General features: G+C 44.4%; 19 protein-coding genes, 2 tRNA genes and 1 pseudogene. 14 read left to right on the top strand and 8 right to left on the bottom strand.

Annotated features, from left to right (window positions below):
• Positions 1-228 (top strand): IS200/IS605 family transposase (gene tnpA / locus B092_RS15165; protein ID WP_018575062.1); only part of this gene is annotated, 228 nt, incomplete at its 5' end.
• A gap of 78 nt (positions 229-306) precedes the next feature.
• Here the strand turns inward: tnpA and B092_RS0109765 are convergent.
• Positions 307-822: pseudogene (locus B092_RS0109765) on the bottom strand (chromate transporter); the annotation flags it as partial.
• A 154-nt stretch (positions 823-976) separates the two neighbouring features.
• Between B092_RS0109765 and B092_RS0109760 the strand changes: the two are divergent.
• Genes B092_RS0109760 through B092_RS14735 form a run of 4 tightly spaced genes read left to right on the top strand, consistent with a single transcriptional unit; the run spans position 977 to position 3,439 of the window.
• Positions 977-1,588 (top strand): hypothetical protein, encoded by a 612-nt coding sequence (locus B092_RS0109760; protein ID WP_018575060.1) that lies wholly within the window; start codon positions 977-979, stop codon positions 1,586-1,588.
• Positions 1,589-1,596: 8 nt separating this feature from the next.
• The gene (locus B092_RS0109755; protein WP_018575059.1) at positions 1,597-2,358 is read left to right on the top strand and encodes a YggS family pyridoxal phosphate-dependent enzyme; all 762 of its coding nucleotides are present in this window, start codon (positions 1,597-1,599) and stop codon (positions 2,356-2,358) included.
• Between the two features lie 42 nt (positions 2,359-2,400).
• Positions 2,401-2,634, top strand: coding sequence for a hypothetical protein (locus B092_RS0109750; protein WP_018575058.1), 234 nt, complete (start codon positions 2,401-2,403; stop codon positions 2,632-2,634).
• A 31-nt stretch (positions 2,635-2,665) separates the two neighbouring features.
• Positions 2,666-3,439 (top strand): copper resistance protein NlpE, encoded by a 774-nt coding sequence (locus B092_RS14735; RefSeq protein ID WP_018575057.1) that lies wholly within the window; start codon positions 2,666-2,668, stop codon positions 3,437-3,439.
• Positions 3,440-3,496: 57 nt separating this feature from the next.
• Here the strand turns inward: B092_RS14735 and B092_RS0109740 are convergent, their stop codons facing one another.
• The 4 genes from B092_RS0109740 to B092_RS0109725 all read right to left on the bottom strand — a co-directional run bounded on the left by B092_RS0109740 (position 3,497) and on the right by B092_RS0109725 (position 5,843).
• Positions 3,497-4,069, bottom strand: coding sequence for a hypothetical protein (locus tag B092_RS0109740; protein ID WP_018575056.1), 573 nt, complete (start codon positions 4,067-4,069; stop codon positions 3,497-3,499).
• A gap of 137 nt (positions 4,070-4,206) precedes the next feature.
• On the bottom strand, positions 4,207-4,566 hold the full coding sequence (locus B092_RS14145) for an NAD(P)H-binding protein (protein ID WP_018575055.1): 360 nt from the start codon (positions 4,564-4,566) through the stop codon (positions 4,207-4,209).
• 111 nt (positions 4,567-4,677) lie between these two features.
• Positions 4,678-5,577 (bottom strand): glutathione-dependent disulfide-bond oxidoreductase, encoded by a 900-nt coding sequence (gene yghU, locus B092_RS0109730; protein WP_018575054.1) that lies wholly within the window; start codon positions 5,575-5,577, stop codon positions 4,678-4,680.
• Positions 5,578-5,767: 190 nt separating this feature from the next.
• Positions 5,768-5,843: transfer RNA gene (locus B092_RS0109725), tRNA-Phe, on the bottom strand.
• A 435-nt stretch (positions 5,844-6,278) separates the two neighbouring features.
• On the opposite strand from B092_RS0109725, the gene hemA reads away from it, so the two are divergent.
• The 5 genes from hemA to B092_RS0109700 all read left to right on the top strand — a co-directional run bounded on the left by hemA (position 6,279) and on the right by B092_RS0109700 (position 10,642).
• Positions 6,279-7,553: a glutamyl-tRNA reductase gene (hemA, locus tag B092_RS0109720; RefSeq protein WP_018575053.1), complete on the top strand. Its 1,275-nt coding sequence runs from the start codon at positions 6,279-6,281 to the stop codon at positions 7,551-7,553.
• Positions 7,554-7,657: 104 nt separating this feature from the next.
• Positions 7,658-8,737, top strand: a complete 1,080-nt coding sequence (gene prfA, locus B092_RS0109715; protein ID WP_018575052.1) for a peptide chain release factor 1 — start codon at positions 7,658-7,660, stop codon at positions 8,735-8,737.
• Positions 8,730-9,602: a peptide chain release factor N(5)-glutamine methyltransferase gene (gene prmC / locus B092_RS0109710; RefSeq protein WP_040608418.1), complete on the top strand. Its 873-nt coding sequence runs from the start codon at positions 8,730-8,732 to the stop codon at positions 9,600-9,602. Before prfA ends, prmC begins: the two co-directional genes overlap by 8 nt.
• Positions 9,603-9,737: 135 nt before the next feature.
• Positions 9,738-10,067 (top strand): Grx4 family monothiol glutaredoxin, encoded by a 330-nt coding sequence (gene grxD, locus B092_RS0109705; RefSeq protein ID WP_018575050.1) that lies wholly within the window; start codon positions 9,738-9,740, stop codon positions 10,065-10,067.
• Positions 10,068-10,072: 5 nt separating this feature from the next.
• Positions 10,073-10,642: a UbiX family flavin prenyltransferase gene (locus B092_RS0109700; protein WP_018575049.1), complete on the top strand. Its 570-nt coding sequence runs from the start codon at positions 10,073-10,075 to the stop codon at positions 10,640-10,642.
• Positions 10,643-10,666: 24 nt separating this feature from the next.
• On the opposite strand, the gene B092_RS14140 is transcribed toward B092_RS0109700, so the two are convergent.
• Positions 10,667-11,467 carry an EI24 domain-containing protein gene (locus B092_RS14140; protein WP_232244253.1) on the bottom strand — a complete coding sequence of 267 codons (801 nt, stop codon included), beginning with the start codon at positions 11,465-11,467 and terminating at the stop codon, positions 10,667-10,669.
• Between the two features lie 234 nt (positions 11,468-11,701).
• Between B092_RS14140 and B092_RS0109690 the strand changes: the two genes are divergently transcribed.
• The 4 genes from B092_RS0109690 (at position 11,702) to B092_RS15910 (ending at position 13,966) form a co-directional block, all read left to right on the top strand.
• Positions 11,702-11,786, top strand: a tRNA-Leu gene (locus B092_RS0109690).
• A 262-nt stretch (positions 11,787-12,048) separates the two neighbouring features.
• Entirely contained in the window at positions 12,049-12,258 is a 210-nt protein-coding gene (locus tag B092_RS0109685; RefSeq protein ID WP_018575047.1) for a TOBE domain-containing protein, read from the top strand.
• Positions 12,259-12,267: 9 nt separating this feature from the next.
• On the top strand, positions 12,268-13,479 hold the full coding sequence (locus B092_RS0109680) for an MFS transporter (RefSeq protein ID WP_026253713.1): 1,212 nt from the start codon (positions 12,268-12,270) through the stop codon (positions 13,477-13,479).
• A gap of 148 nt (positions 13,480-13,627) precedes the next feature.
• Positions 13,628-13,966, top strand: a complete 339-nt coding sequence (locus B092_RS15910) for a pyridoxal-phosphate dependent enzyme (RefSeq protein ID WP_018575045.1) — start codon at positions 13,628-13,630, stop codon at positions 13,964-13,966.
• A gap of 41 nt (positions 13,967-14,007) precedes the next feature.
• Here the strand turns inward: B092_RS15910 and B092_RS0109670 are convergent, their stop codons facing one another.
• Together B092_RS0109670 and B092_RS0109665 are read right to left on the bottom strand one after the other, a co-directional pair.
• The gene (locus tag B092_RS0109670; RefSeq protein WP_018575044.1) at positions 14,008-14,358 is read right to left on the bottom strand and encodes a DUF5368 domain-containing protein; all 351 of its coding nucleotides are present in this window, start codon (positions 14,356-14,358) and stop codon (positions 14,008-14,010) included.
• 14 nt (positions 14,359-14,372) lie between these two features.
• Positions 14,373-15,713: an NAD(P)/FAD-dependent oxidoreductase gene (locus B092_RS0109665; RefSeq protein WP_018575043.1), complete on the bottom strand. Its 1,341-nt coding sequence runs from the start codon at positions 15,711-15,713 to the stop codon at positions 14,373-14,375.
• Positions 15,714-16,166 lie beyond the last annotated feature (453 nt).

Here is a 16,166-nt window from a genome sequence, read left to right as displayed (position 1 = left end):
CATGTTCACTTATTAGTGAACTACCCGCCCAAAGTTGCCATATCAAAACTGGTTAATAGCCTAAAGGGTATATCCAGTCTTCTTATCCGAAAAAAGAACTACCCCAACATTAAAAAGAAACTGTGGAAAGGGGCTTTATGGTCGCCAAGTTATTTTGCTGGAAGCTGTGGCGGCGCGCCGATTGAAATCATTCGACAGTATATCAAGCAACAGCAAACGCCACCATAGATTCAAAGGACGGCGTTGCCGTCCGCGCTATTCATCCTCGTCCTAAACGACGAGGCTTTCCGCGCATTTTGGTAAATTACATGTCACAGTCACCATCATGGTGATACGAGGCGTATCGGGACATAAACTGCGAGTCATGCCCCACACTGCTTGTGCAATGACTGCTACCGCGACAATCGCAAGACCGTGTAACGCGGTGTCCGGAATCATTTCTTGGTAGACGCTGACCCCAAAGGCAAATAAAATAAGTAATAAGGCCGATGGCATGGTAAAGCCCAACCACGCCGCAAAGACACCACCATAACCGGCTTGAGAAATACCTAAACCCATCCCAACTTGGCTGCTTGAGGGGCCCGGCAAAAAATGGCACAGAGCTAATAAGTCAGCATATTGCTGTTCGCTTAACCAACGACGGCGTGTGATGAATTCATCGCGAAAATAACCTAAATGAGCAACCGGACCACCGAAGGAGGTTAAACCTAAGCGTAAGAAAATGAGGAAGATTGACCATGCGCTTTCTGGGGCTTGAGTGGGCGGTGTGTTGGATTGCTTGACTGAGCCGGGCACGATAGAAACCGTGTTGTTGGTGCGCATAATACATCACTTCCTAATCGATTTTTTTGGACAGCGCCAGTATAGCAAAATGATGATTAAATAGAGTTGTGCTTATTCAAACGCCTTTATTTAATAATGCTAAGAATTAGGTTTAAAATAACCTTAAAATAATAAAAACACAAAGAGAGAGACAATGGAAAATATTTATTCAATTGATGGCATAGTGCCGGTCATTCATGAAAGCGCATTTGTACATCCCACCGCGGTGATCATTGGCGATGTGATTATTGGTCCCGGCGTTTATGTTGGTCCTTTGGCTAGTCTGCGAGGGGATTACGGGCGTATTGTGATGCAAGAGGGGTCTAACATCCAAGATACCTGTGTGATTCATGGTGATGGCCGTCAGGATACGATTATTGAGGAAGATGGTCATATCGGTCATGGCGCAGTGATTCATGGTTGTGTGATTGGTCGTAATGTCCTGGTCGGAATGAATGCGGTGGTCATGGATGAGGTGGTGGTCGGTGCAAATAGCATCATTGGTGCTACTGCTTTTGTAAAAAAAGGCATGATCATTCCTGAGTACAGTTTAGTGGCAGGAGCACCAGCGAAAATCATCAAAACATTGACCGATGATGATTTAAAGCACAAAGTATTGGGCACGCAAAAATATCAGCGTTTAGCCCGACGCAGTCACGCCAGCCTTGAGCGTGTGCAGCCTTTACGAGCAGTGCCGGCTGATCGCCCTCGCTTGACTCGTGAGCAAGTTTGGCCCGAACATTTATTAGATGATTCAAAGAGGTAATTAAATTTATGGCGCTCTATGCTCCTGAAAAAATCAAAGAAAATTTTGTTGAATTACAGCAACGCATCGCTGAGGCTTGTCAGCGCGTTGGAAGGGATCCTGCCGAGGTACGCTTAATTCCCGTGACCAAAGAGTTTTCTCCTGCGGTTGTGGAGCTTGCCTATGAGGCCGGCTACAAGCAAGTTGGCGAGAATAAAGTGCAGGAATTAGTAGATAAGCACGAGTCTCTCAAGCAGGATGGTGCTTATGAGGACTTGGACTTTATCTTAATCGGTCATTTGCAAAGTAATAAAGCACGCTTTATGACCGAACATGTGGCGGAGTTTCACGCCCTTGATTCCTTGCGCTTAGCCGCACGCTTAGATCGCTTTATGGAAGAGGCCGGTCGCGTATTGCCGGTGTATGTTCAGGTCAATACCAGTAAGGAAGACAGCAAATATGGCGTCAGTGCTTCCGAAGCACTAGACTTTATTGACGAGTGCGCGCAGTTCAAACATTTGCGGGTGGTTGGTTTAATGACCTTAGCAATTAACAGTAAAGATGAAGATGAGGTGCGTCACTGCTTCCGCACATTAAAAACATTGCGCGATCAGGCTCAACTCAAGTATCCTGAGGTGACGCGTTTATCGATGGGGATGTCCGGAGATTTTGAAATCGCCATTGAAGAGGGGGCGACAGATATCCGTATTGGTCAGATGATTTTTGGCCCACGTGATATTCCAAACGAATTAGCGCATTTTTGGCCGGAAAATACGCCACATTCAAATTAATTTAAATTAACATAAAAAGAGCACTGCTCAAAGGGGAAGAAAATGAAGAAACTAAGCGTTATTTTAGGTGCAGCCATGGCTTTAAGCACGACTGCTTTTGCACAAACCGCTGCAGATGTGGATGCAACAAATGCCTTAAATCAAACAGCAGAAATAAGAATCGTCGAGCACGTTGTCAAAGTGTCTGAAGTGGATGAAGAGACCGTGAAAATTGATGAAGCTGTGATCGTTACTGAATTTGAGCCTAATGCAGAGGTAAGCACAAGCGCAGAGTAGTTAATGTATTGCGTGTTACGAGGAAGATTGCATGAAAAAACGAGTACTTTTTCTGTTGGGTACAGCCATTTTGACTGTTGCTTGTACTAATAATCCAAAGAGTATCGGTAATACACCACAGGCCGACGCAGAGCCAATGTTATCTACGCAAGAAACACAGCAGCAAGCTAATCCCACGCCTGAGGTAGTGGCTTGGGATGGCCGGTGGAGTGGGGTGATTCCCTGTGCATCATGCCCTGGTATTGAGGTGGATTTAACCTTTAATAACGACGGTACCTTTCGTTTGCGAGAGGAGTATCTGGAGCAAGTAGGTGACCCTGTGGTGACAAAGGGCACGCTAAGCTGGGATGAAGAGACAGGTATCCTAACACTCCGGTCGACAGACCGCGAGCAGAGGTTGCTCTTCAAAGGGATGGGTGAGGCTATTTACCTCGACGCAGAGGGTAAGACGGCACCACATTATCGATTGATTAAGCAAGCTGAGTATCGCGCACCCGGGCAGCAATTAATTTTACCTTTGCAGAGCGTTCGTGTTGAGGCCGATAAAGTGCACTTTAGTGGCTTGCTAAATTTTAGTGAGGCACAAGAGGGTGCTTTTAAATCGGTTAAAGGGGATGCGATGATTGATTGTAAGACCAAGCAGGTGACTTTTAGGGATGCTGCTTATTATCCTGATGTTGATGCAATTGGACAGCGTATTGCCAGCGTGAGCCATATGGTTCAAGGTGGCTTTCGCTTAGAAGGCAGCTCAGAGGATAGTGTGCTGTTGCAGTTAGCTGACACCTTTTGTCCCGCGAGGTCATAGGGTTTAGCACCTAGCTGTTGGTTGGGACAAGGCGTCAAGAGTAATTGCTTGGCGCCTTTATTCTTTATTATTAGTACTTTCTATTTCTTTAACTTCCACATCGATCGTTCTAGCGGCATCGGCAGCAAGATTCCTGCTCTGCTCTAACACGGATAAAGCAATTTTGTAGCAGTCGTTGACATGCGCTCTGCCAACATAGCGCATGGCGCCAAAGCTGATGCCGCCGGACAATACAGGCCCCAGGAGAGGTACATACTTAAGACCTGTTTTAGTGACTGCCGTTGTCGCCGCTTTTGTGCTGATAGCAGTCACGGCTTTGACAGCGGCTTCTCGCGTGACGTACTTACCGATTAGGTTCGTGCCCAGCTTAGTGATAGCAATTAGGGTAAGCTCTTTGAGTTGGGGGTCCAGCTGATCAATCTGCTCCGGGGATAAACCGAACTTTTTATTAATCTTGGGGAGAAGTCGAGTCAAAACCGATACGTCATTAGCAATATCTAAGCCCGGAATAGGCACTGCAGCAACAGCACCTGAGAAGTAGGAGCTTGTGTTGACCATGTCATAGCATTCATCACGTATTTTTTGTAGTTGCAGTACTTCAGGGGGTAGATCTTTCGTCGTTTTGGGCATAAGAAGTTTTCCAAATCATTGTTCTAAAAAAAACCAAGGCCGCTACTTATATACTATACACAAAAAACCTTAATGTGTTTTATCCCTTTGATAAAAAATCGGCAGCACGAATCATTGTTGCTTTAGCTTGTTGTCTATCAGGCAGTCGCTACACCCGCCAAGGCAATCAGCATGCGATCAATACCTAGTGCCCAGACATTGTCCGGGTTGTTGCTGACCAGTAGGACAACCATGGCATTGGTCATTTCAGAGCCACCCTTGCCCCCGGCGCCCGCAGAAAAGACGACAACATCGCAACCGGTCATCAGTTCGGCCAATTGACCCACTTCCAAGGTGAGGAGATCGCCGTGTACGGGTGTCGAGCCAAGGGCTTTAAGCTCTTCGGCCTGTTCTGCTTGTCTATAAAGTGACAGAGAGGTGTGTCCCTGTTGATTTAATTGCTTAGCAAGGTGGCGGGCTATTTGACCTGAGCCGCCCACGATAAATACTTTGCTCATAAGATTCCTTGTGGTTCATTTTGCATCACGGCACGGGTGAGTTTGTTTACTGAGAGACTTGTCCGTGCCGTTCAGTTAGGAGAGAGGCACTCGAGTGGCCGATACCTAACATTAAGTGGTTTTATCCGCTGTTTTTGTATCAAAATCGGATGCGTCATGACGTTCGTGTAGCTGCTCCGATGGAGCACCCCACGTTCTGTTGACCTTGCGACCGCGCTGAACAGCAGGGCGTTCTGCTATTTCTTGTGCCCAACGGTTAACGTTTTTATAATCGGATAGTGTCAGGAATTCAGCCGCACCCTCATAGAGGTTACCCAGAGTCATTTCACCAAACCATGGCCATGCTGCCATATCAGCAATTGAATACTCGGTCCCTGCAATAAATCGGCTATCTGCTAAGCGCCTGTCCAGTACATCGAATAAGCGTTTTGTCTCTAGTGAATAACGATCAATTGCATACTTGATCTTAATCGGAGCATAGGTATAGAAATGGCCGAAGCCTCCACCCATAAATGGCGCTGAAGCCATTTGCCAGAATAACCAATTTAAGACTTCAGCACGCTCTCTTGTATTTTTGGAGATAAACTGACTATCAAATTTTTCTGCGAGGTAAGTGAGAATAGATGCCGATTCAAAAAGGTGGATAGGCTCGCCGCCATCCTTGGGGGCGTGGTCTGTCAAGGCGGGTATTTTAGAGTTGGGATTAATATTGACAAAGTCAGAGCCGAATTGGTCACCGCTAATTTCAATCAACCAGGCGTCATATTCAGCATCGCTGTGGCCTGCTGCGAGCAACTCTTCTAATAGGATGGATACTTTGATGCCGTTTGGCGTTGCTAATGAGTAAAGTTGTAATGGGTGCTTGCCAACCGGCAGTGTCTTGTCATGTGTCGCACCGGCAGTGGGGCGATTGATATTGGCAAACTTTCCGCCATTGCCCGGTTCCCATGTCCAAACCTTAGGCGGCTCATAGCCGGCGGGAAGATTGTTGGATACGTCATTAGATGTCATACATAACCTCCATTAATTAGATCGTATTCAGAAATTATAGCCTGTGCTAATAGTATAGTTGTTGTGGTGAATAATGATAAGAAAGAAGGGGCTGCTATCGAACGGGCATAAAAAGTGCCCATCAATCAATAAGATTGAGCTAAAAAACAAAAGCCCCACAAAACAATGTTCTGTGGGGCTTTATAGTATCTGGTGGCCTGGGGGAGAATCGAACTCCCGACACAAGGATTTTCAATCCTCTGCTCTACCGACTGAGCTACCTGGCCAAAAAATAAATTATATAGGAGTATTTAAAAAATGTGAAGTGTTTATTGAGTTTTTTGTAAAAATCACTAAATTTAAGCTTGTAATAAGCAAAAAAGTTGTTTTTTAGCTACTTGCCCTAATATTTTATTTACAGAGCTAATAAATAGTAATAAGACGACAGCATATTAGCTGTTGACTACCAGTAAAGTATAACCAAGAAATTATGCTCGAAGACAAAAAAACATTGATTTTTCTCATGAGATGCTGTTTATTACCTAATTATATAGCTGTGTTTAATCTTTTCAATTTGTGTAATAGTAATAACAAGGCTTATAATAAGGGCATACATTTAATCAATGCCGATGGTTTTTTTCTTTATAAACTATATACTTAGCCATCTTCAGGTGTGCGGCATTGTTCTTATTGAATATTACATAGGTTTTTAACGCTTATATATGTCCACAGGTGTTTTAACATTCGGCTTAAATCATCACTCTGCTCCCGTCGATGTACGAGAGCGTGTCTCTATGGCTGGCGATTTAGTGTTGCCGGCCTTGCATGGTTTGCGCTCCACCTTTGGTAATGCGGTTGAAGAAGCAACAATTCTTTCTACCTGTAATCGTACAGAGATTTATTGTGCTGCTGATCAGTCAGTGGCCGAGGATATTCCTGCGTGGCTGGCTGATTTTAACTCTCTCAAAGACGACGAGTTAAGACCTTATATTTACCAATTGGATCATGACAATGCAGTACGTCATGCGTTTCGCGTAGCCAGCGGTCTAGATTCTATGGTGTTAGGTGAAGCGCAGATTTTAGGTCAGATGAAAACTGCAGTACGCACGGCGGATAAGGCAGGTACCCTAGGCTCTACGTTGCATCAGCTATTTCAGCGAACTTTTTCAGTGGCCAAAGAGGTGCGTAGCAATACCGCCATTGGTGCTCAGTCTGTGTCATTTTCAGCGGCAGCTGTGCGTTTATCCGAGCGTATTTTTGGTGACTTAAAAAATAGCGATGTGCTCTTTATCGGTGCAGGTGAGATGATCGAGCTCTGTGCGGCGCACTTTGCCGGTGCCAATCCCCGTTCAATTACCGTCGCTAACCGTACACCCGAGCGTGGCCAATTAGTTGCTTCACGTTTCGGTGGCAAGACCATGAAGCTGGCAGAGATGCCGGAGCATCTTCACGAGTTTGATGTGGTTGTATCCTGTACCGCCTCAACCCTGCCTATTTTAGGTTTGGGTATGGTCCAAAAGCTCAGTCGTAAGCGCCGCTCTAAGCCGGTTGTCATGGTTGATCTGGCGGTTCCACGTGATATCGAGCCTGAGGTCGAGAAGCTGGATAATATTTATTTGTATACCGTTGATGATCTGGGCCGTTATGTACAGATGGGTCAGGACTCTCGTCAACAAGCTGTTGGTCAGGCAGAAGCCATTATTGATGCGCGTGTATTAAATTTCATGCAATGGCTTGAGTCTCGTCGCTTAGTAGTTCCCATGATTCAGGAATTAAATAGTAGCGCTGAGAGTTTACGGCAAACTGAATTAGCCAAAGCCCGTCGCTTGCTGGCTAGGGGTGAGGATCCTGATGAGGTGTTGGAGTATCTAGCCCGCAGTCTGACTCAGAAGTATTTGCATGCGCCCATGTCGCGTCTTAATCGTTCCGAAGGGGCGGTGCGTCGTGACTTATTAGAAGTTGTTCCACTGTTATTCCCTTTTGAGAGCAAGCATTAGCCACGCTCTTTATCCTCTCTTTTTAGCACTCGGCATTTTCACATAAGTCCGAGTGCTTTATACTCTTTATATATAATCCCTCTTTTTTTATAGCAATTTTAATTATGAAAGACTCAATGCGTTCACGCTTGGAGCAATTGTCCCACCGTTTAATTGAGGTGGATGCAATACTCTCTGAGCCGGAAACAGTTAATGACATGGATAATTTCCGCAAGCTCTCCCGTGAGCGTTCGGAAATTGATCCGGTGGTACAGCTTTTCCACGAATATAAAAGTGCCGAAGCCGATATGTCTGCGGCCCAGGAAATGATGAAAGACCCTGAACTCAAGGAAATGGGGGAAGAGGAATATCATTTGCTGAAAGACAAGATAGAGGAGCTCGAGGATAAGTTGCAAATTGAGCTCTTACCTAAAGACCCCGATGATGGTCGTAGCGTATTCTTAGAGATTCGCGCCGGTACAGGGGGTGATGAAAGTGCCTTATTTTCTGGTGATTTATTGAGAATGTACACGCGTTATGCCGAGGAAATGGGCTGGCGGGTAGAGATGATTTCAGAGGCGCCATCAGAATTAGGTGGGTACAAAGAAGTTATTGTTCGTGTTGATGGTGATGGTGCTTATGGTCGCTTAAAGTACGAATCCGGCGCTCATCGTGTACAGCGTGTCCCTGAGACTGAATCCCAAGGTCGTGTGCATACCTCTGCATGTACTGTTGCGGTTATTCCTGAAGCAGATGAGCTAGCTGAGGTGGTATTAAACCCTGCGGACTTACGTATTGACACCTTCCGTGCCAGTGGTGCCGGTGGTCAGCACGTAAACAAAACGGACTCGGCGGTACGTATTACGCATATCCCGACCGGTATTGTGGCGGAATGTCAAGATGACCGTTCACAGCATAAAAACAAAGCTCAGGCCATGAGTGTCTTAGCGGCACGTATCAATGACGTTCAGCGTCAACAAAGAGAGTTAGAAGAAGCGGCTGAGCGTAAGAGTTTAGTCGGTTCGGGTGACCGTTCTGAGCGCATCCGTACTTATAATTATCCACAAGGTCGAGTGACAGACCATCGTATCAACTTGACGCTATACAAATTACAGCAAATTATGGAAGGCTCACTTGATGAGTTGACCGGCGCCTTAATGGCAGAACGTCAGGCTGAGTTACTCGCCGCGTTGAGTAATGAGTAATTTACTGCAAGATTGTCAGACGATTAAAGACGTTTTGTTGAACCAACAGCTTCCTTTGCTGGAGCGGAGGATGTTGTTGGAGTTTGTCTTTGATAAGCCGCGAGCCTGGTTTATTAGCCATGACGATCAACCGCTTGACCAAGCGACTAAAGAGCAATTGCAAAGACTGTTTGAGCGTCGTTTGGCGGGCGAACCGATGGCTTACATCATAGGACGTCGTGAGTTTATGGGGTTGGATTTTAATGTGACGCCCGCGGTATTAATCCCACGGCCCGAGACGGAGCTGCTGGTTGAGACGGCGCTTAGTTTTTTAGAAGAGCTCCAAAGTCAAGGTGTTAATAATCCACGGGTACTGGATATCGGTACCGGTAGCGGCATCATTGCAATTAGTCTTAAACATTACTATCCAAATGCCGATGTGATCGCAGTGGATTTAAGTGCTGATGCCTTAGATGTTGCCCGACAAAATGCACAAGCATTGGGTGCGTCAATTGAGTTTTTACAAAGTGATTTGTTTGCTGCCTTGGACCCTAAGCAGCATCAATTTGATTTAATCGTTTCTAATCCGCCGTATATCCATCGTGAAGATAGGCACTTAACACAAGGTGATGTACGTTTTGAACCGGTAATGGCATTGACTGATTTTGCTGATGGGGTAAATTTGATTACTCGTTTAATTGCCGCAGCACCGGCTTTTTTAAAAAGCTCAGCAGCACGTCAGTCTTTACCTACTGCTCTTTGGTTAGAGCATGGCTGGGATCAGGCTGAGGTGGTTAGAGGGTTGCTGAAACAAAAAGGATTTACAGAGGTTGAGAGCTTAAAAGACTTGGCCGCGATTGAAAGAATTAGTGGTGGGCGTATTTAATACGTATAAAATACGGGTTTATATTTTTAGTTACGCTTTTATTAAGTTAAAATGAACCGTTATCTTAAGTATGAGCCTGCAGTCTATTAAGGCTCCGTATGTAGATCGGTAGAAGAATTTTTTAAGGAATTAATTATGAGTTCTGATGTTCAAACCTTTATTGAAGAAACCGTCAAAGAGCATCCGGTTGTATTATTTATGAAGGGTTCTGCACAGTTCCCACAATGCGGTTTCTCTGGTAAAGCGATTACCATTTTGCGTGACTTAGGTGTACGTAAATTAGTCACGATTAACGTACTTGAAGATCAAGAGGTACGCGAAGGTATCAAGACATATTCAAACTGGCCAACCATTCCTCAGCTGTATGTGAGCGGTGAGTTTATTGGCGGTTCAGACATTATGGATGAGATGAGCGCCAATGGCGAGCTTAAAGCGTTACTAGACGAATCAGGTGCAACCTCCTGAGTCTTATGAAAAAGCGTCTAGTCATTGGGGTGACTGGAGCAACGGGGGCCATTTATGCCGTCCGTATGTTAGAGACACTCCAACAAATGCCGGATGTGGAGACCCACTTAGTGGTGTCTTCCTCCGGTGTTGTTAATTTAAAGTACGAAATGGGCATGGATCGTCACGAGCTTTATGCGCTGGCAGATCATTGCTATAACTTCAAAGATATTGGTGCGACCCTTGCAAGTGGCGGTTTTAAAACAGATGGCATGTTGGTTTTACCATGCACAATGCATACGCTTGCGTCGTGTGCGATAGGATTGTCTGATAATCTGATTACACGTACCGCTGACGTTCACCTCAAAGAGCGTCGCAAACTGGTGTTGGTTGTGCGTGAGACACCATTTAGTCTGGCCCATCTGCGTAATATGACCGCAGTCACCGAAATGGGCGGTATTATTTACCCGCCATTACCGGCCTTTTATCACCACCCCAAATCCATTGAAGAAATGGTGGCCCATACCAATGCTCGTTTATTAGAAATATTTGATATTCATGTTGATGCGCCGACTTGGGAAGGTACTAAGAGCTAGCTAATCATCAATTTATCGCACCACTTAGTTGTCGTGCGATAATTGAATGGGCTCGTCAGCCACTTCTTTAATCGTCGTATCAATATCAATAGGTCTATTGCGTAGCTCTCTCAATAAGCTGAGACCATAGTGGGTACATGCAAGAATCGCATATACCGGCATCACTAAGCCCATGAAGGGAATTAAACAGAGCGACCCGCACACTAGACCGATTATCCAAAAACCTTTCTTGTTTTTATCTAGAATATAGGCGCGTTCGGCAGGTGAAGCGTGCTCGGTAATGGCATCGACTTTGGAGATTTGAGAAAAAGCATACGCACTCCAAAAAACACTTAAGATAATAGAAGCAAAAGGTATTAGCCAGAGTGGTAAGGTCAATATCCAGCCGATGACAAAAATCGTCCCCACTTTAACAGCATTAAAAATACTGCGTGAATCAATAAACTTACCGCGTTTTTCTAAATCTTGATAATCGGTTTTGCCAAGCAGACTGACTGCAATGGGTGTCACGGCTACCGCCGCGACTGAAAGACCAATCACTACGCTAATCGCCAATAATGCGATAAAGGCAATAAAGCCACTAAGCCAATCACTGACTGTTGCCATGCCCCAAAGCGCAGTGATATTACTAAACCAGCTCCATTTATGTGCGCTCTCAAGAAACCAAGTGTCTAGTGGCCCCCACGCAACAAGCAAGAGTAAGACAAAGCTGAGCACCATGACACCGAAGGGCATCAATATTGCTCCCAGCATGGTAGGGTGAAATTGAGTGACAAGGGCTTTGCCAAGGGCAGAAATCGGGCTGACCTGCTGGGTCATCATCATATCCTTTGTTTTAAAAACAGTTAGACAGCGGTTATTGAGTGGAGTTCTATCTCATGCTAATTTTAAGATAAAAAATAGATGAGGTTGGGGAGGGTATTAAACAATAGATTGTGAATAGAATTTGTTATAAAAAGATGAAATTTACCTAGCAATCTACAGAAAAGAAGATTATAATTCTATCTTTCCTAAATATTTCATCTTTGTGAATGAAATATTTTGAGTCAAATGCACGTCGCCCGAGTGGTGGAATTGGTAGACGCGGGGGACTCAAAATCCCCTGCCGCGAGGCGTGCCGGTTCAAGTCCGGCCTCGGGCACCAATAGTCAAGCCTTATAAACCTTTGTTTATCTTGAATGACTTTCACTATTTCTTTTACAGTAATTGTTTGTTAGCTACTAGCTGTTCTAAATACAGACAAGTAGCTTTCCACTGTAAATCTACACATTTTCAGAAAATAAACTGCGGCTCTTATCTTAGTATTCTGCTACTATTTTATATAGAGTAGTACACTATTATTTGGATTGATATCATCAGTTGGGGATGTCATTAATTGCTTTGTCTATCAATTCAAGGAGTTCATTATGAAGCTTAGTGCACGTAACCTTTTAAAGGGTAATGTCGTTGAAATTGTTAAGGGTGCGACTACGTCGCATGTTCGTTTAGATGTGGCGGGTTCGATTATTACAGCAGCTATTACTAACGAAGCGGTTGATGATTTAAAGCTTGAGGTAGGTAAAGATGCCTATGCCGTTGTTAAAGCTTCTGACGTGTTGATTGGTGTTGACGAGTAAGGTTTAACTTTGACTACTGTTAATTCAGTTTCTACAAAAGATACTGCCACGTTGCCCCCAAAAGTGCAGCGTGGCAATATTGTTCGCCTGACCATTGCACAAGCCCTAGCTGGTGCCAATGCTGTGGTGGTCTATGCCACGGGTTCAATTATTGGTCATGACTTAGCACCTGATAAATCCTTATCTACTTTAGCCATTAGCATTTTTGTGGTGGGTATGGCTGCTTGCATCTTACCAATGGGTACGGTTTCAAGGCGTTATGGTCGACGCACGGCGTTTATGGTCGGTACTTCTTGCGGTGTGTTAACAGGTTTATTGGCAGCGCTTGCGGTGGTGATAGCTTCATTTTGGTTATTTTGCGTGGCCACCTTCTTTGGTGGTGCCTATGCTGCGGTGGTGTTGTCATTTCGTTTTGCTGCGGCTGATGGCGTTGATCCAGAGAAAAAAGCTCGCGCTCTATCGTTTGTGATGGGTGGGGGCGTGTTAGCTGGGGTGGTTGGGCCACAACTGGTGACTCATACCATGCACATGTACCCCAACCATTTATTTGCTGCTACATTTATTGCGCAAGCGATGGCTGCTGCTTTGTCGGCTGTTGTGTTGATGGGTATTAAATTACCCAAAGCTACACCCGAAGAGGTATCGGGTGGTAGGCCATTACGTCAGATTATTCGTCAACCTTTGTTTATTACCGCTATTATTTGTGGTGCCGTTTCTTATATGTTGATGAACTTTCTGATGACCGCAGCCCCTTTGGCTATGCAACTCGATGGTCATTCCCAAGAAAGTTCAAACCTTGGGCTACAGTGGCATGTTATTGCCATGTATGCCCCAAGCTTTGTGACTGGTCGATTCATTGCGCGTTATGATGCGGGCACAGTTGTCATGGCTGGTTTGCTGTTAATTGGCTTATCGATTGTGATTGGTTTGATGGGCCGTGATGTTTTTCATTTCTGGTCAACTTTAATTCTTTTAGGGATAGGGTGGAACTTTGGTTTTGTGGGTGCTTCAGCCATGGTTTTAGAATGTCATCGTCCCGAAGAAAATACGCGTGTACAGTCACTTAATGATTTTATCGTATTTGGCACCATGGTAATTGGTTCGTTTATATCGGGTAGTTTACTAGCAGCCTATGATTGGGATAGGGTGTTGTGGGTATCCTTTGTGCCACTTGTGTTGGCTGTGGCGATTTTATTATTAACGTTTTTTAAACGAAGTTAAACGACTTTAGTTCGATAATCTCTATTTTTATAAGCTAATCGTTTCTTGTTAGTACTAATACTCGATAGTATAAATACTCCTTTTCACCTTTAATTGGCTCACGTATGATGATTTTTAGGTAATTAATTAACGTGTCTGAGGTGAGCTAATGAGTAAGTTGCGCTTGTCCATTAATCTAGTGCTTAATGATGAGCTGCAAAGTGCGGCAAAGCCTTATGATACAAAAGCAATAACAACCTCTATGGTACAAACAGCAGCCGATGGTCTAGCCGTGCCGGCTGCTTCACAATTGGCGGTTAAAGAAATGCGTCCTCGCTTGTCTGGCGTAGTAGTCATTGGCGAGGATAATTTATTGCGTGATCTGTATTTATTAAAAGAGCGACATAACATTCAGCTCGAACCCTCGGCTGCAGCAGCTCTAAGTGGGCCATGTGCGATTTTTAATGCGGCAGAGGGAGCAAGCTACGTAGATAATAAAATTAACTAAGCCCTTATTTGTTGGATGTTACGATTAATTATCGTAGTGTTTTAAGCTTTTTTGCTGCTTAAAAAATAACCAGCAAAGGTATAACAAAGAATGGTCGTACCAATAAAGCCTAAACCATAAATGATACCGATAAGCAGCCAATCAACTGGACCACCCGCATCGGTAAAGCCTGATGAGGAAACCTTGGCCATTAGGATTAAAGCTAGTACACCACCAAATAAGCCAATTAACTGAGAAACAACTAAGCGCTTAGTGGCAATGGAGCGCTCTTTTAATAGCAAAATAACAAAAGCGGCGGTACCGATAATAATTACTGCTAATAGAATCCACAATAAGAAGCCTAGCATTTCTTGGAAAACGGCTAAGAATACGACAGGATCGAGTGATTGCATAATGTATTACCTCCTTAAGCGCGACCGCGTAGCATGCTGATATATGTTGGTTTGAGTGCCATGGTTTTCATTACCCAGCTAGTCCACAACTCCTCAAGGGGTGCAATAATGCCTGGGAATGAAGGTACTAGGTTATTGTGGTAGTCAAACTCAATCAACATGGCGCGACCAAGTTGGGTAATCATTGGGCAAGAGGTATAGCCATCGTAGAAAGCATCACTTGTAGTGCCCGCGATCTCAGCAACTAAGTGTGAAACAGCCACAGGAACCTGCCATTTCACACTCGCAGCGGTTTTACCCTTGGCTACACCCGCAATATCACCAACGCCAAAGACGTTAGGATAGCGTTTGTGACGTAGGTTGTTGCGATCTACATCTAACCAACCCTCGTCTGCCCAGTTACCTGTTTGCCAAATTAAAGGGCTATTTTTAACAGACTCGGGTGCACTCATTGGCGGGATCACGTTAATGAAATCGTACTCTAACTCAACAGGACCATCGGCGTGGTCAAATGTCGCTATACGACGGTCGAGATCAATGGACTTAAGCACACGACTATAGTTAATCTCAATATCACGCTCTTGGAAGATCATGCGTAACTTTTCATGAACAATAGGTACGCTAAATAAGGCGTTATTGTTGGCGTTATAAATGACCTTAGATTTGCTACGATTACCACGACGAGTTAAGTAATCCTCGGTAATCATCGTGTATTTTAGAGGTGCACCAGCACATTTCATTTCAGTGTTAGGGCGTAAGAAAACACCGACACCGCCTTTATTAGTAAAAGCATCCATGGCTTGCCAAGTAGCATGTGCTTTTTCTGGGCTGTGGTAAATACTACCAAGACCATTAGTGCCGATGCGTGAGGTATCCATACCCTCAATGGCATCGTAGTTTAGAACCATACCAGTGGCTACTACTAGATAGTCATAGTCAATGCGTTGACCGCTATCAGTAACCACAATGTTGGCATCAGGGTCAAACTCAGTCACACGCTCTTCGATTAACTTAACGCCAGCCGGAACATACTCTGCTGTGGTGCTCACTGGGTATTTATCCGATTTAAGACCAGCAGCAACTAAGGTGAAACCAGGTTGGTAGTAATGCTCTTTACGGGCATCAAAGATTGTAATATTTGCGCCCTCTAAACGCTCTGCTAAGTAGTTTGCGGTGGTTAAGCCAGCAGCACCTGCGCCAGCAATGACAATACGTGCCGAGGTTTTGATTTTAGGAGCAGCTTGCGCCTCTTGTGTTTTAAGACCTAATGCAGTAGTACCTGTCGCAGCAGCTGTAAATTGCAAAAACGAGCGACGATCCATGGCGCTGAAAGGTCCCTTTTTGTAGTCACTCATAAAAGATTTCTCCTTGTGTTACGCGGTGACAGGGAATTACTATTGTAAGCACTAATCTTTAGTATATTCCTAAAAGGATAGATTAATCAAAGCTAAATTATTTTTAACTAATTTAGTTTGATGTATCTCTAATTCGTGAAGTACAGGCGACTTGCAAAAAAATCGTATTAACCATTTCCTGAGTTAATCAAAGTTAACGTTTAATAATTAGGTAAATGGTCAGTCGTTATAGTTTAATCTTTAATAACAAATTTACTGAGTTAGGAGACGAGAACAATAATGAAAGATGTTTATTGGCAAAAGGTAGATGTTTTTCTAGATAAAAGTCAGACGGTGAGGTAATCCTCCCACAAAACCATAGCAATTAGAAGTAGAATTTCTTATAAAGGAAATTCAATGAAACGATCACGATATACCGACAGCCAAATCATGGCGATTCTTAAACAAGCCGAA

Source organism: Oligella ureolytica DSM 18253 (assembly GCF_000373745.1).
GTDB classification, from domain to species: Bacteria; Pseudomonadota; Gammaproteobacteria; order Burkholderiales; family Burkholderiaceae_B; genus Oligella; species Oligella ureolytica.
The sequence above is the reverse complement of the archived record's forward strand: the minus strand, read 5'-3'. Positions and strand labels throughout refer to the sequence as shown.

What these genes read in the sequence shown, in the direction of transcription:
- B092_RS0109760 (WP_018575060.1), top strand. Translation starts at nt 977, where the DNA reads ATGGAAAATATTTATTCAATTGATGGCATAGTGCCGGTCATTCATGAA.
- B092_RS0109755 (WP_018575059.1), top strand. Translation starts at nt 1,597, where the DNA reads ATGGCGCTCTATGCTCCTGAAAAAATCAAAGAAAATTTTGTTGAATTA.
- B092_RS0109750 (WP_018575058.1), top strand. Translation starts at nt 2,401, where the DNA reads ATGAAGAAACTAAGCGTTATTTTAGGTGCAGCCATGGCTTTAAGCACG.
- B092_RS14735 (WP_018575057.1), top strand. Translation starts at nt 2,666, where the DNA reads ATGAAAAAACGAGTACTTTTTCTGTTGGGTACAGCCATTTTGACTGTT.
- B092_RS0109740 (WP_018575056.1), bottom strand. Translation starts at nt 4,069, where the DNA reads ATGCCCAAAACGACGAAAGATCTACCCCCTGAAGTACTGCAACTACAA.
- B092_RS14145 (WP_018575055.1), bottom strand. Translation starts at nt 4,566, where the DNA reads ATGAGCAAAGTATTTATCGTGGGCGGCTCAGGTCAAATAGCCCGCCAC.
- yghU (WP_018575054.1), bottom strand. Translation starts at nt 5,577, where the DNA reads ATGACATCTAATGACGTATCCAACAATCTTCCCGCCGGCTATGAGCCG.
- hemA (WP_018575053.1), top strand. Translation starts at nt 6,279, where the DNA reads ATGTCCACAGGTGTTTTAACATTCGGCTTAAATCATCACTCTGCTCCC.
- prfA (WP_018575052.1), top strand. Translation starts at nt 7,658, where the DNA reads ATGAAAGACTCAATGCGTTCACGCTTGGAGCAATTGTCCCACCGTTTA.
- prmC (WP_040608418.1), top strand. Translation starts at nt 8,730, where the DNA reads ATGAGTAATTTACTGCAAGATTGTCAGACGATTAAAGACGTTTTGTTG.
- grxD (WP_018575050.1), top strand. Translation starts at nt 9,738, where the DNA reads ATGAGTTCTGATGTTCAAACCTTTATTGAAGAAACCGTCAAAGAGCAT.
- B092_RS0109700 (WP_018575049.1), top strand. Translation starts at nt 10,073, where the DNA reads ATGAAAAAGCGTCTAGTCATTGGGGTGACTGGAGCAACGGGGGCCATT.
- B092_RS14140 (WP_232244253.1), bottom strand. Translation starts at nt 11,467, where the DNA reads ATGATGATGACCCAGCAGGTCAGCCCGATTTCTGCCCTTGGCAAAGCC.
- B092_RS0109685 (WP_018575047.1), top strand. Translation starts at nt 12,049, where the DNA reads ATGAAGCTTAGTGCACGTAACCTTTTAAAGGGTAATGTCGTTGAAATT.
- B092_RS15910 (WP_018575045.1), top strand. Translation starts at nt 13,628, where the DNA reads ATGAGTAAGTTGCGCTTGTCCATTAATCTAGTGCTTAATGATGAGCTG.
- B092_RS0109670 (WP_018575044.1), bottom strand. Translation starts at nt 14,358, where the DNA reads ATGCAATCACTCGATCCTGTCGTATTCTTAGCCGTTTTCCAAGAAATG.
- B092_RS0109665 (WP_018575043.1), bottom strand. Translation starts at nt 15,713, where the DNA reads ATGAGTGACTACAAAAAGGGACCTTTCAGCGCCATGGATCGTCGCTCG.